A 12,150-nucleotide genomic window follows, 5' to 3' on the forward strand; every position below is an offset into this window, starting at 1 on the left:
GCATGAAGAACGCTCGTATCCCGGTCCAGACCGTCGTCTCGGAACCGTCTTCTCGATCTTGGTCTTAACGTCGCGCCGCTTCCCGCATCGACTGACCGGCAGCCGGCCGGGTCAGCCCTCCGGGCCGGTGCCGGCCGCGATGTGCTGGGCGAGGTACGCCTCGACGCCGACGCGTTCGATCGCGTCGAGCTGCCCCTCGAACCAGTCCACGTGCTTCTCCTCGTCGCGGACCATCTCCTCGAAAACCGCGGCGGTGCCATGGTCACCGAGCTCGTGGCACTCCTTCGCCGAGGCGTTGAACTGCTTAACGGCCGCCTTCTCGCTGGCGAGCCCGAGGGAGAGCATCTCTTGCGCCGTCTCTCCGACGGTGATGGCTCCCAGCTTCTGTAGGTTGGGATGGCCGTCGAACAGCAGGATCCGTTTGATCAGGTCGTCGGCGTCGCGCATCTCGTCGATGGACAGGTCATAGAAAACCTTGCCGAGTGTGCTGAGGGCCCAGTTGTCGAGCATCCGGGCGTGGAGGAAGTAGGTGTTCGTGACGGTGAGCTCCAAGGTGAGCGCGTCGTTGAGGAGCTCTGTGATCCGTGGGCTAGCTGGCTGCACCGTCGACCTCCAGGAATGCTTGTTCTTGCTCCCGATACTGGCACAGCAGTGCCTTCACCGTAAAGATGCAGGAACCGCAATCCTGGGCGGCCCCGGTGCTGCGGCAGACGGCCCCGAGCGAGCCGGCACAGTCAGCGAGGGCAGCCTGGATGTCACGGTCGCTGACGACCTTGCAGTGACAGACGATCACGGTGCCCTCCTTCCTCCGGGTTCCAAGGTTAGGGAAGCCTTACCTATTTGTCCATTCGGGGATGCGGCACGCGCCCGGTGGGGCAGCCATCGGTCTCTTGTGGGCCATCTCCGCACGCCCTGTGCCGCTCACGCTGGCGACGAAGACATCAACAGACCGCCCGGCGACACCATTACCGACGACGCGGCCGGGCCCCATAAACGCGAATGTAGTAGGGATGGGATCCAGATACGCCTGAAACCTGCCGTGCCCGCCGCACTTATCGGTCGGTGGGGAGGGTGTTGATGGAGTTTGGCGGTCGGTTTCGGATGGTTTTGTGTGGCGGCGGGTGGTCTCCGGCCGGGCGTGGCCCATGAGTTCGGCGACGAGCACGATGTCGTGGTCCTCGCGCACGAGGTTGGTTGGCCGACCCGGCCTACCGGCGCAAGATCTCGCGGCAACTGAATAAAGGAGAGTCACTGCACGCCCTGAAACGGGATCTGCTCTACGCCCATGAAGGCACTATCCGGGCCCGTCACCTCGAACAATAAACCGAACAGGCATGGTGCCTCACGCATGTCACGAACGCCGTGGTGACCTTTACAACGGGATACTACGGCCTGGCAGTGGAATCGATGCGCCGGACCGGGCGGCGCATCGATGAAGAGGTGCTTGCCCACATCTCTCCGGCACACAGCGAGAACATCAACTTCTTCGGCGCCGTCGACGTCGACATCGACGTCGACATCGAAGGCGACATCGAAGGCGACCTGGCCCAACTCGGCCCCACCGGCTACCGGCCGCTACGGGTACGCGACACCCTCGTCTGACCCCGGACAGCAGTGCCGAGGACGCGTGTTTTCAAGGAGCCTCTTTTAAACTATGATCACAGGATGGTGGTCGCTTAGGTTAGGCTTACCTTGCTTCGCAGTAGACTGTAGCAGGAGTGTTTGAGCTACATGACAAGCGCATGACGTAATGGAAGAGCCTGTTTGTAGACACTCGACGCGGATCCTGTCCCCGACGTGCAGCCGAATCTCGCGGGGCGACACCCTGCTGGGAGTTGCTCAATTTCAGGTTCAGACTGCAGAAACTGTAGAAGTGGACGGCCGGCGCCTTGGGTACCCGCCGGGCTGCGGCCGCTACGCGGTAGCAGCGTGCCACGGCATAAGAAGGAACAGTGTCTGAGACAGAGATCAGCCCGAGAACTGCAGCAAACTCCGTCCCGACGCCCCTTGAGGATGTGGAGGAAGCCCTCAAGGAGGTTTTTGACCCGGAACTGGGAGCCAATGTCGTCGATCTCGGGTTCCTTTACAGTCTTGAGTATGGGCAGGGCAGCATAGTGGTGATCACAATGACGTTGACCTCGGCGGCCTGCCCTTTGGCCGAGGTCATCGAGGAGCAGGTTGGCAGAGCGCTGAACGGCGTTGTCCAGGAATGGCGTTTAAACTGGGTCTGGATGCCGCCCTGGGGACCGGATCGAATCACCGAAGAAGGCCGAGAACAGATGCGTACCTTTGGCTTCAAACTCTAGGATCCCGGTACAAGCTCCCGGGGTTTGAGGGCGGGATTTTTCAGGCTGGACGCTACCAGCGGGAGTTGGGCTGCTTCTCTTCGGTGGTTTGCCGTGGTTGATTGATCCATGCGGGGCTGGGTGGCGAACTCCACCACTCAGCCGGACGTAACCGCACCCCAGCGGGGCGACATCGCCTCCTGCACTTTTTCAACGTCAAACGTTATGCGGAAAGCATGTCAGCCGCAGCTCCTTTTTGCAGAAATCTGTGTCGACAAGCGTGGAGCGCTCTCCTCTGGGAGGCGCCTTGGCGTTAGCTCTCATCTTGCGTGGATTGCTGGGTCAGCCATTGCCGGTATGTCGTCGCGAGGTCATCATTGCGGATCAGGCCTCGTTCGAGGCGGGATATGACGGAGGGCCATTGGCCTAGATGGCCGGGGCGGCCGCTGCGGTCAGGACTTTGCGCATGGTTTTGGTTCCTCCCGGAAATCGGTGGTCGGCGCTGAGCCGCCGACCCGTTCACCCTAGGGAGGCCAGGTGGCCTGCCGCCTGCGGGAAGGTGGCGGCGAGGTTAACTGCATCGAGGGGCCAATGTCCGGTTCCTGCCGGCGCATCTTCCAATCACAATGGGGGTAGGAGAAGCAGGAGGCCCGCCATGACTGTTCTTGTTGCCTATGCAAGTGCGCTGGGTTCCACCCGCGAGATAGCCCAACACATTGCCTCACGCATGGAGGCTGCACGGGTCGGCGTCGAGTGCCGGTCCGTGGACGAGGTCGATTCCGTCTCCGGCTACGGAGCAGTCGTGGTCGGCAGCGCCATCCATAACCAGGCGTGGCTGCCCCCAGCCCTGGAATTCCTCGCACAGCATGGACCCGAGTTGGCCAAACGGCCTGTTTGGGCCTTCAGTGTGGGGATGTCCGAGGGTCTGCCGAAACTGTTCCGGGGTCGTGGCGCGGTCCTGCAGCAGCAGCGCCTGGAACAAACGCAGTTCCAGGCAGTTCCGCTTCGCGGCCACGGTCTGTTTTCGGGTGTCTACGAGGCAAGCCAGTTGTCGGCCCCGCTCCGGGCACTGTTCCGCCTCGCCGGCGGCCGGTTCGGGGATCTGCGCGACTGGGCGGCCATCGATGACTGGACGGACGGGATCACAGCTGAACTCGCCAAACCCGCATCGCACCGCCCTGAGGCATGACCCGGCAAAGCAGCGCGGGCTACGGCAGCCAGGCGGTCACGAAGCCGCCCCGGGACTGGTCCTGGCCCTGGGGATCCGGAGCCGAGCCGGACTGCCCTGTCTCGCGAACACCATCTGCGGAGCCAACGGCGGGATCCAGCGACAGCACCCTGCCGTATCTCGAACACAGGTCCGCCACGCTGTGCCCGGTGCAGCGCCAGCCGGCTGCTTCAAGCAACTCAACGGGGTCCGGCGGATCAGCCCGCGCCAGCAACTGACTCATCGGCAGGCCCGTCTGCTCACTGAACTCGCGCAGCTTGGCCTCGATGTCGTCAGTCTTCGGCAGGGGCACGGCCCGCTCGATCACAGCCCGGGACCGCGGCGCCGACAAGGCTGCAACCTCCCCCAGCACCGCATGTTGGGCGGCGGCGTCGAGGTACGGCAGGAGGCCCTCAAGAACCCAGGTGGCGGGCTCCTGCTGATCAAAGCCGGCGGCCAGAAGCGGCTCCCGCCACGGCAGGGAGAGATCGGCGGGCAGGGAGATCAGATCGCATGCAGGCTGCGCGGAAAGGCGGGCCAGCACGTGTGACTTGAATTCCAGGACGTTGGCGTTGTCGACCTCAATGATCCTGGACCCCGCCGGCCACTCAAGCCGGAAGGCCCGGGTGTCGAGGCCCGCGCCGAGAACCACGGTCTGCGCCGGAGGTGATCCAGACTGCAGGAAATCGTCGATGAACCTGGTCCGCATCCCGATGTAGACGGATGCCAGCAGGAGCGGCTGCTGCAGCGGAGGAGCGGCCGCCGGGTCGGCGGGCCAGAGCGTGGGCAGGTCCAGGTGGGAGCGGGCGGCCACCACCAGGGCTGAAGCGAAGGGATCGCTCACGAGCGGGTCGGGCCGCGACGTTTCGACGGCACGGCCCGCAGCCACCGCAAGTGCCGTCAGCGGCAGCCCCTCGTCCTCGAGTGCTGCGCTGCTGCCGAGCTCTGCCATGGTTGCCCTTCCGCCTGCCGGACCGTGTTGGCGAGCTTACTCCGCCGGCCCGTCAGGCCTGCGTGGCGCTGTCCCACCAACCTTCCCAAGGCGCGGAAGTGAGCTTGCCCTGCGGAAAATCACTACTCGGTCCGGCTTCCGCATAAGAGGAGTTGCCGTCAATGCGCGCGGTAAAAAACAGGTTCAAGGTATTCCAAAGCATGGCTAGTTCCTTTCAAGTGACCTGCGGATGAACCGCTCTTAGGTAGGAATTAGCGTAGCCACGGCATGTTTCGTGGCGTCGATCCAACGTTTCGCTTTTGTATCCGTCTACTCACACGGCAATGCAGAACCCTTGCAGAATGGTCAGGCCAAAAGCATCCGGACCGTGTTGCGCAGCGTGGAGGCAACCAAGGTGTCCTCGAGTTCGGCCACCTTGTCGCAGAAGATTTCCGGGCAGTACCAGCCGTCGTAGCCGGTGGCCTTGCACGCGTCGATCCACTCCTGCAGCGGGATGTTGCCTGCACCCGTCCAGACGTTCCGGGAGATTGACTGGTCAGGGATCTCACCCGGGGGCACGTGCAGGCCGTCGCACACGTGGACGGCCGCGATCAGGTCCGCCGGCAAGGCAGCGATGTCCTCGGGGGTGTCGCCGGAGGCCCAGAAGTGCCAGAAGTCGACGCACAGCTTCGCGTTGGGGCGGTCGATGGCTTCGAAAATCTGCAGTGCCTGGCTGAGGCGGTTTATAGGCGACCAGGCCAGCGGCTCCAGGTAGAGGCTGACGCCGTGGTCGGCGGCGATGTCCGCGGCCAGGGCGACCCGCTGTGCGGTCTCGGCGAGCGCTTCCTTGTCGGCCATGCCCAGGGCACCGCGGAAGCGCAGGTCATCGTCGCCGAGTGAGCCGGCGCGGAACTCCTTCACCACCCGCACGTCCACCGGGCCGGTGCACATCTGCACGAACGGGGCTCCGACGATGCTTGCGACCTCGGACAGCCGGATGGCGTCGCGCTTGAACTGCTCGTCCGGGGCCTCCTGGATGGCGCCGACACCCGAGACCGGGAATCCGTCCAGCAGCGGCACCAGATCATGTCCCGTGTAGCCGGCGTCGAGGAACCGGAACAGCTTGGGCGTCTGGAGTTCGACGGCGTCATAACCGGCCGCCTTGGCCACCGCAATGTCCCGGATGGTGGTCCCGTGGAACGCCGCCGTCGAATTCATGGAGATCTTCATGTTTACCCTTCAGGAGTGCGTGACCAGGTGCGCGAGGCGTCGCAGCTTTGTTAGTTTGTCAGTACATATGAAGGGTGTCAATGGACTTAGCTGGCGGGTATTCGACTCCCCGTCCCGGCGGTGCCTGTGGTGCGTGGAATAGTGTTCGAACACCTCGGACGATGTGGTCCCGGCATGCCCGAACCTGCCCTGCAGATCCCTGGCGAGATCCTCGAGCACGGCCTCCAGCATCCGCCCGGCAAACTGCAGATCGGGGTGGTCGCTGGCCTTGGCTTCCGAAGCAAGTTCCTGGGCGTAGGTGACCGTGGCGGCCAGGGCGCGGCGGCGGTTCAGGGCGGGATACATCTGGAGGATCCAGGAGACGGTGGCCGTCAGCAGGCCGAACCCGGTGACTGCCTGGGCCGCGGAGACGAGCCTGAGCAGGGGATGGCCTGCCACGACCTCCCCGAACCCGACGGTGGATAGAGTCACCATGGAGACGTATACGGCTTCGAGGAAATCGGCCTGCCGGGGAACGCCGTCACCGTAGATGAAATGCTCCGGCAGATGCGGGAGGTAGAGCAGCGCCCATCCCAGGACAGCCATGGTGGCCCAGGCGCCGATGACGGATGCCATGGCCACGGGAGCCGCGATCGACGAGGCGCCGCCGCGGGACAGCTTGGACAGATGCCAGCAGCCGCGCATGATGGTCCTGCACACCGGGCCGGAACCGTGCGGGCAAAGCAGCGTGTAGAAGACGTCGACGAGCATCAGCAGGATCAGCCCGGCCCCGTCACGGGTCCACAAGACGTCCCAGAAGTCCATGGCCTCATCTTCGAATTCCGGCACGCCGCCCCGGGCACCGGACCCAAAGAGGACTCAGGCAAGCAGCTTCGCCACCAGCTCCCCGCGGCTGCCCACGCCCACCTTCTCGAACAGCGACTTCAGGTGGTCATGCACCGTGTAGGGCGAGATGAACAGGCGGCTGGCCATCTCCGCCGTCGTCGCCCCGGCGATGACCTCCAAACACACATCGCGCTCGCGGGCGGTGGCGCCGTACGCGGCGAGCAGCAGGCTCACCAGGTCATGCGTGGTGAGCGGTTCCACCGTGACAACCATCTGCCCGGGGTCGTCCCCGGTGATGAGGCGGCTGGCCTGCAGCACCACCCAGTTGTTGCCGGCGTCGCGCATCCTCCCGCGCGCCGTGCCGGAGGGCGCCGCCCTGGCTCCCGCCACCACGCCGTACAGGACCATGCTGAACCGGCCCGGCGCCGCGTCCTCAAGCTCCGCCAGCCAGGAAGCCGCCGCCGAGGTGCCCGCGCGCAGCTCGCCATGCGGCCCCACCAGCACGATCACCGGACCCTCAGCACTCCGCTGTGCCCGGTGTCCGGCCCGCACCGCAATCCGGCTGGCCGCGGCCAGGGTTGCGGTGAGCGCACCGAGGAACTCCACCTCGCGGTCGGTGAAGTCCTGGCCCTGCCCGCGGAACAGGCTGCCCACACCCCAGCAGGCCTCGTCCACCCGGAAGGCCGCGCGCAGTTCATGCTCCAGGCCCTGCGGCCGCAGCAGGTCGTTGAGGCGTACGCTCCGGACCACGTCCCGGTGCGCGGCGTCGGAGATCCGGGCCACCGGACGCGGGCGGAGAACCAGCTGGGCGAACGTGTTCGGTTCCGAGCCCGTGTACTCGGACTCGGCGAACCGGAGCGCGTACTCCTCCGGCACCGGCCACTCGTGCCAGTTGGTCACAGACGTCATCGCCATTGTGCCGGGGTCGACGCCGGCCCAGCAGGCCTGCTCGAAAGGCACTGACTGCTGCACCGCAGCCTGTGCCGCGGCATGCAGTTCGCTCACGCCCAAACCGCTGGCGGCCAGCGCCGCAATCTCACGCCGGACGCGCTCCGCGCGTTCCTCCCACATACGTCCAGTATCCGTTCGGCCCGCACCGGCGCAATCCCCTTCCCGGGGGATATCGGCCAGCAGCCCAAACCCCGGCGCCGGGGATGGGAAGCCCTCGCACCGCCGTCGTACTTTTTGTTCAGAGGCGCCAAGCCTGGCGTCCAGCACCAGCCGGGAGGCGAACATGCTCCGCTTCAGTCCGTACATCACCAGGAACAGGCCATGAACGCCGCGGCGCAGGTCTTCGCGCTGCTCTCGGCGCTCATCTACATTCTGGTGTTCCCGCTGGAGAGCTTCCTCATGCGCCATCCCGCGGTGCAGAAATTCCTGAGCACGCCGGCGCAGAACGTCCCGGCGGTGATGATGTGGGCCATCCCCACCGGGTTCCGGAACCTCCTCATCGGCCTCGGCGCGGTCGCAGGGGTGGTGGCAGCGAACATGGGGCACACGGCGGTGGGGCACACGCTGGTTATTTACTGCTGCGCGAACATGGTGCTCAGCGGCGCCACCATGGGGCTGGCGGACTGGCTGGGGCACTATCCGAAGAAGGGCGACAGCGTGCCGGGAACCCTTGCCGCAACCGTGCCGGCCCTGATCGCGCTGGTCGCCCTGGCGTTCTGACCACCGTTCTGAGCAGGCGTTGGGACGGTCCGGTGGCCGGCGGTTTTGGCCGAAGCAACAGCTTATTGACACGCAATCCGCGCTGAGTAATCTCCTGCTTAGCAGGACCCTTTCGCCCTGTTTTTCCAGTAGTTTCGGCGCCATCGCCGCTTCTGCCTGGCAACGGCGCCAGCAAGGAGAGTCCTCAATGTCATGGGAAATTTCGGGCAAATATGTCGCCAACTGCGACTGCCAGTTGATTTGCGCCTGCGCAATGGACGGCCCACCCACCGGTAAGAACGGGGAATGCCGGGGTGCGGCGGTCTTCCACATCGCCAGCGGCCGGCTCGATGACACCGACCTTTCCGGTGTTGATTTCGCCTTCTGCAACTTCTTCCCGTCAAACCTCACCGCCGGCAACTGGAAGGTGGGCATCGTCGTCGACAGCGGCGCCTCCGACGGTCAGGCGCAGGCCCTGGAGCGGATCCTCCATGGCGACGAGGGCGGACCGTTTGCCGACTTCGCCGCGCTCTACGGCGAATGGCTCGGCGTCGAGCGCGGGAACGTCACCTTCACCGACAGCGACACACCGTCGGCTTCGGTGGACGGGCGCATCAACCTGGCGATCGAACCGCTCGCCGGCCCGGACGGGGGAGTCACCACCGTCAAGAATGCGATGTACGGATTCGCCCCCGAGTTCGTGATCGGCAAGGGCAAGGGCGGCTCGGACTTCTTCGGCCTCGATTACCAGTCGGTCTACGCTGAGTCGGCGGACTACACCTTCTCAAGCGAGATGGCTGAAGGTGCACCCAAAGGCCGCGCCTGAGCCCCGGCAGCACACCCTGCGCGCCATCGACGCGCGGGAGGCCGGGCTGATCGCAGTCCTGCTCATCCTCGCGGCGGCGGGCTGGTGGTTCACCGCCGAGCGGATGAGCGGGATGGACATGGGCGGCTGGACCCACCCCGGGCCGCTGGACTTCTTCCTCACCACCTGGGTGGTGATGCTGGCCGCGATGATGTTTCCGTCGGTGGCGCCCATGGTGACGGCGTACGCGAAAATCAGCCGCCGCCGTCGGGAAACCGGGCGATATGCCCCGCGGGGTTCCACCTCGCTGTTCGTGGCCGGCTACCTGCTGTCCTGGACGGCGTTCGGGCTTGTGGCGTACGGGCTCTACCAGGCCGTTCTGCAGCTGGCGCCGGCGGCGTTCGCCGCTGATGCCGGCGGACGGTACGCCGCAGCCGGGGTGATCCTGGCGGCGGCGGTGTACCAGCTGACCCCGGCGAAGAACGCCTGCCTGACCAAGTGCCGCACGCCGCTGGACTTCATCCTGCACCGGATGCGGCCGGGGCTCGGCGGGGCGCTGCGCATGGGAATGGAGCACGGCGCCTGGTGCGTCGGCTGCTGCTGGGCGCTGATGGTGGCGCTGTTTGCGCTGGGCATGATGAGCATCGGATGGATGGCGCTGGTAGGCGCGTTCATCGCCGCGGAGAGGATGCTGCCGTGGAAGCGGCTGGCCAACCGGTCCGTCTCGGCGGCGCTGGTGCTCATTGCAGTGGGCATCGTGCTGGTGCCTGGGGCGGCGGCGCCGGGAATGATGATGTAAGCCCTCAGTTGACGACGGGGCCTCACTTGACGACGCCACCGGCGCCGTCAGGCGCCGGACGCGCCGGTCCCGGGGGCCTGAACCGGCCCCCACGAACTGAGCAACGCGAGGCCCGCCGCCACCGCGGCGCTCAGCACCACCGCGCCGAGCCAGAGCGAGACCGGCCAGCGGATCGCATCCGTCACGGCGAAGGCCACCAGTTGGCCCGTCCACAGCAACGCCGCAATGCCGGCGGTGACGGCGGGCAGCGGACGGCCCAGCCAGGCGCCGGGCACCCGGGCCAGCAGCACATCGGCAACGACGGCGGCGAGGGTCGCCCCCGCGGCGCCGGCAATCGAGTAGGGGTGCAGGCCCACCATCACCACCGGCAGCCACGACGCCGCCACCACCAGCAGGGTGACGATGCCGCGGACCGGGCGACGGGCGGCCGAAAGCGTGAAGAGGAACGGCGCGATGATCAGCGCGGTGGTCAGGAAGTAGCTCGTCAGGGTGATGACCACCGGCAGTTCCGACTGGATGCGGCCGGGTGTGCCCACCGGCGCCGGCACGAACAGCGCCGTCGGCCCCGGCCGGACGAACGCGGAGCAGTAGACCAGGAAGAACGCCCCCAGCCCGGTCATAAGGACGACGGCGAAAATCGCCGCCGGGGTCAGGCTGCGGTTTCCGGCGTGCTTCAGTTCCCCTGACCTGCCGGCCGCACGGGCGTTCCGGACGGCCGTTCCGAGGATGAGGAACTGGCTCAAGCCGAGGAGCAGGTGCGTGGGGCTGACCAGGGCGTCCAGCGAGACCTCGATGCCCAGGATCTCGTGCCACAGCAGGTCCAGGGCGCCGGCGGCGGCGAACAGGATGACGCCCGCCGCGGTCCCGCGGTAGCCCGGCGGGATTGCCTGCAGCAGCGGCTGCCCGGGAGTCCGGTTGCGCCCGATCACGACGGCGGTCCACGCCGCCGTGGCCAGCATGCCGGAGTAGAGGGCGGCGTGCCAGGGCGTGAAGAACGTCTCCAGGCCCGGCAGGTTGATGTGCGCCCAGCCGTCGAGGAAAACGGCCAGCACCAGCCACAGCCCCAGGAATTCGGTGACCAGGTCGCGGCGGTTATCTGTCCTGGTGTTGCGCGCAGTTTCGAGCATCGTTGCCCACCTCCACGGAACCTATTCTGTCACCGCGCTGGAACCGGCGGTTCTGAGCCCGGCGCGGCGATCATCCCCACCGTGATGCCGCTGGCGATGCTCCCGGCCTTCAGCGGGATCACCGTGCGCGGGCCGCCAGGCAGGTCGCTGTACCACTGGTCCGATGTGCCGCTACTGCCGCCGAGGAACTTGACGGTGTAGTTGCCTGGCGGCAGCCCGGTCAGTTCGTAGTTCCCCTCCACCCGGACGCGGGTTTCCCGGACCAGTGCATGGTTTGCGTCGTAGGCCTGCACCCCCACCAGGCTGTACAGCGTGCCGGACGGCGCGCCGATTCCTCCAATGATGGATGCCGGACCTCGGCCAGGGCTCAGGCCGAGGTCCGGGACATAGACGGGCTTGTCGCGGCAATAGTTAGAGTCGGCCTCGTCGAGCTCGGTCATGAGCGCCTCGTACTCGGCGGAATCAACGGTGAGATTCCACCGGGCTTTCACCCACACCCATTCCGCGGCGTAATTGCAGCGGTAGCCGTCAATTGTTGGCCACCAACGGGCCGGGTCTGAGGACCCCCGCTCCGCGTTCGTGCTCGCGGTCAGGACCCTCAGGGAGTAGCTGTTGGACAGGTCGTTGGCGAAGTCGCGGCGCTGTTTCGCGGTCCACGCCCAGGCCCCGGAGTACCAGGCTTCTTCCAGCGGGACCATGTGCGCAACGTCCACATCATCCGGGTCCACCAGGACGTTCGCGTCCCATACGGACACCCACTGCGGATAGCGCACGGTGCAGGGAGAAGCGAGCGTTTTCTCGCTGGCCCCGTCGATAATCACCCGTTCGCGGGTGGTGCAGCCGTCGGGCCCGACGGTCGGGTATTCGAAGGCGGACTCATCGAATTCGGGACCTTCCGGTGCCTGCCGGACCAGGGTGTTCAGCAGCGCCTTGCCCGTGGTCACGCCCTCGAAGGGGTACCGGTTCGGCGAGACCACGCTTTGACTGCCGGCCGACTCCGGAAACTGCCCGGCTGGATTGGAAGCACCGCTGCCGCAGAGCGCCAAGAGGCCGGCCGCTACCAATGTTGTGCAGTGCTTCACAGCTCGCTTCATCGCAGTGCCCGGCCCTTTGCGCGTCATGATTGTGCCCGGATCCTACTCCGCCACAGCTGGCTGCAATAGCCCTTAATAATGAATCCATGGCACCTGGTGGCTTGAACCGCAAAAGGCAGGGCGGCTGTGAAAGCCGCCCTGCCATTGGTGCGTACGGGTCCGTTCCTGCGCCCGGCTTTCGGGCTACCTGTTGCGAT

General features: G+C 66.1%; 14 protein-coding genes and 1 pseudogene. 6 read left to right on the forward strand and 9 right to left on the reverse strand.

Features of this window, described 5'->3' with window-relative positions:
- Positions 1-111: 111 nt before the first annotated feature.
- Positions 112-603 (reverse strand): bacterioferritin, encoded by a 492-nt coding sequence (gene bfr / locus ACFTR6_RS07745; RefSeq protein ID WP_377957450.1) that lies wholly within the window; start codon positions 601-603, stop codon positions 112-114.
- Positions 590-793, reverse strand: coding sequence for a bacterioferritin-associated ferredoxin (locus tag ACFTR6_RS07750; protein WP_076798617.1), 204 nt, complete (start codon positions 791-793; stop codon positions 590-592). The genes bfr and ACFTR6_RS07750 overlap by 14 nt, the downstream gene beginning before the upstream one ends.
- Positions 794-1,194: 401 nt before the next feature.
- Between ACFTR6_RS07750 and ACFTR6_RS07755 the strand changes: the two are divergent.
- The 3 genes and pseudogenes from ACFTR6_RS07755 to ACFTR6_RS07765 all read left to right on the forward strand — a co-directional run bounded on the left by ACFTR6_RS07755 (position 1,195) and on the right by ACFTR6_RS07765 (position 3,474).
- Positions 1,195-1,602 (forward strand): annotated as a pseudogene (locus ACFTR6_RS07755) (Tn3 family transposase).
- 350 nt (positions 1,603-1,952) lie between these two features.
- Positions 1,953-2,306 (forward strand): metal-sulfur cluster assembly factor, encoded by a 354-nt coding sequence (locus ACFTR6_RS07760; protein WP_253250609.1) that lies wholly within the window; start codon positions 1,953-1,955, stop codon positions 2,304-2,306.
- 634 nt (positions 2,307-2,940) lie between these two features.
- Positions 2,941-3,474, forward strand: a complete 534-nt coding sequence (locus ACFTR6_RS07765) for a flavodoxin domain-containing protein (RefSeq protein ID WP_377957451.1) — start codon at positions 2,941-2,943, stop codon at positions 3,472-3,474.
- Positions 3,475-3,493: 19 nt separating this feature from the next.
- On the opposite strand, the gene ACFTR6_RS07770 is transcribed toward ACFTR6_RS07765, so the two are convergent.
- From ACFTR6_RS07770 to ACFTR6_RS07790, 5 genes are all read right to left on the reverse strand, one after another.
- Positions 3,494-4,444 (reverse strand): SAM-dependent methyltransferase, encoded by a 951-nt coding sequence (locus ACFTR6_RS07770; protein WP_087874480.1) that lies wholly within the window; start codon positions 4,442-4,444, stop codon positions 3,494-3,496.
- 52 nt (positions 4,445-4,496) lie between these two features.
- The gene (locus tag ACFTR6_RS07775) at positions 4,497-4,646 is read right to left on the reverse strand and encodes a hypothetical protein (RefSeq protein ID WP_157365107.1); all 150 of its coding nucleotides are present in this window, start codon (positions 4,644-4,646) and stop codon (positions 4,497-4,499) included.
- A 143-nt stretch (positions 4,647-4,789) separates the two neighbouring features.
- The gene (locus ACFTR6_RS07780; RefSeq protein WP_076798614.1) at positions 4,790-5,653 is read right to left on the reverse strand and encodes a sugar phosphate isomerase/epimerase; all 864 of its coding nucleotides are present in this window, start codon (positions 5,651-5,653) and stop codon (positions 4,790-4,792) included.
- Between the two features lie 9 nt (positions 5,654-5,662).
- On the reverse strand, positions 5,663-6,481 hold the full coding sequence (locus ACFTR6_RS07785; protein WP_377957452.1) for a potassium channel family protein: 819 nt from the start codon (positions 6,479-6,481) through the stop codon (positions 5,663-5,665).
- A 30-nt stretch (positions 6,482-6,511) separates the two neighbouring features.
- Entirely contained in the window at positions 6,512-7,549 is a 1,038-nt protein-coding gene (locus ACFTR6_RS07790; RefSeq protein WP_377957453.1) for a helix-turn-helix transcriptional regulator, read from the reverse strand.
- A gap of 201 nt (positions 7,550-7,750) precedes the next feature.
- On the opposite strand from ACFTR6_RS07790, the gene ACFTR6_RS07795 reads away from it, so the two are divergent.
- The 3 genes from ACFTR6_RS07795 to ACFTR6_RS07805 all read left to right on the forward strand — a co-directional run bounded on the left by ACFTR6_RS07795 (position 7,751) and on the right by ACFTR6_RS07805 (position 9,732).
- Positions 7,751-8,149, forward strand: a complete 399-nt coding sequence (locus ACFTR6_RS07795) for a DUF1304 domain-containing protein (protein WP_377957454.1) — start codon at positions 7,751-7,753, stop codon at positions 8,147-8,149.
- Positions 8,150-8,336: 187 nt separating this feature from the next.
- Positions 8,337-8,954 carry a DUF1326 domain-containing protein gene (locus ACFTR6_RS07800; RefSeq protein WP_377957455.1) on the forward strand — a complete coding sequence of 206 codons (618 nt, stop codon included), beginning with the start codon at positions 8,337-8,339 and terminating at the stop codon, positions 8,952-8,954.
- The gene (locus tag ACFTR6_RS07805) at positions 8,932-9,732 is read left to right on the forward strand and encodes a DUF2182 domain-containing protein (protein ID WP_377957456.1); all 801 of its coding nucleotides are present in this window, start codon (positions 8,932-8,934) and stop codon (positions 9,730-9,732) included. Before ACFTR6_RS07800 ends, ACFTR6_RS07805 begins: the two co-directional genes overlap by 23 nt.
- A gap of 47 nt (positions 9,733-9,779) precedes the next feature.
- On the opposite strand, the gene ACFTR6_RS07810 is transcribed toward ACFTR6_RS07805, so the two are convergent.
- Entirely contained in the window at positions 9,780-10,859 is a 1,080-nt protein-coding gene (locus ACFTR6_RS07810; RefSeq protein ID WP_377957457.1) for a hypothetical protein, read from the reverse strand.
- Positions 10,860-10,888: 29 nt separating this feature from the next.
- Positions 10,889-11,836 (reverse strand): DUF1524 domain-containing protein, encoded by a 948-nt coding sequence (locus ACFTR6_RS07815; RefSeq protein WP_377957458.1) that lies wholly within the window; start codon positions 11,834-11,836, stop codon positions 10,889-10,891.
- Positions 11,837-12,150: the final 314 nt, after the last annotated feature.

The organism is Arthrobacter sp. NPDC057009 (genome assembly GCF_042673905.1).
GTDB lineage: Bacteria > Actinomycetota > Actinomycetes > Actinomycetales > Micrococcaceae > Arthrobacter.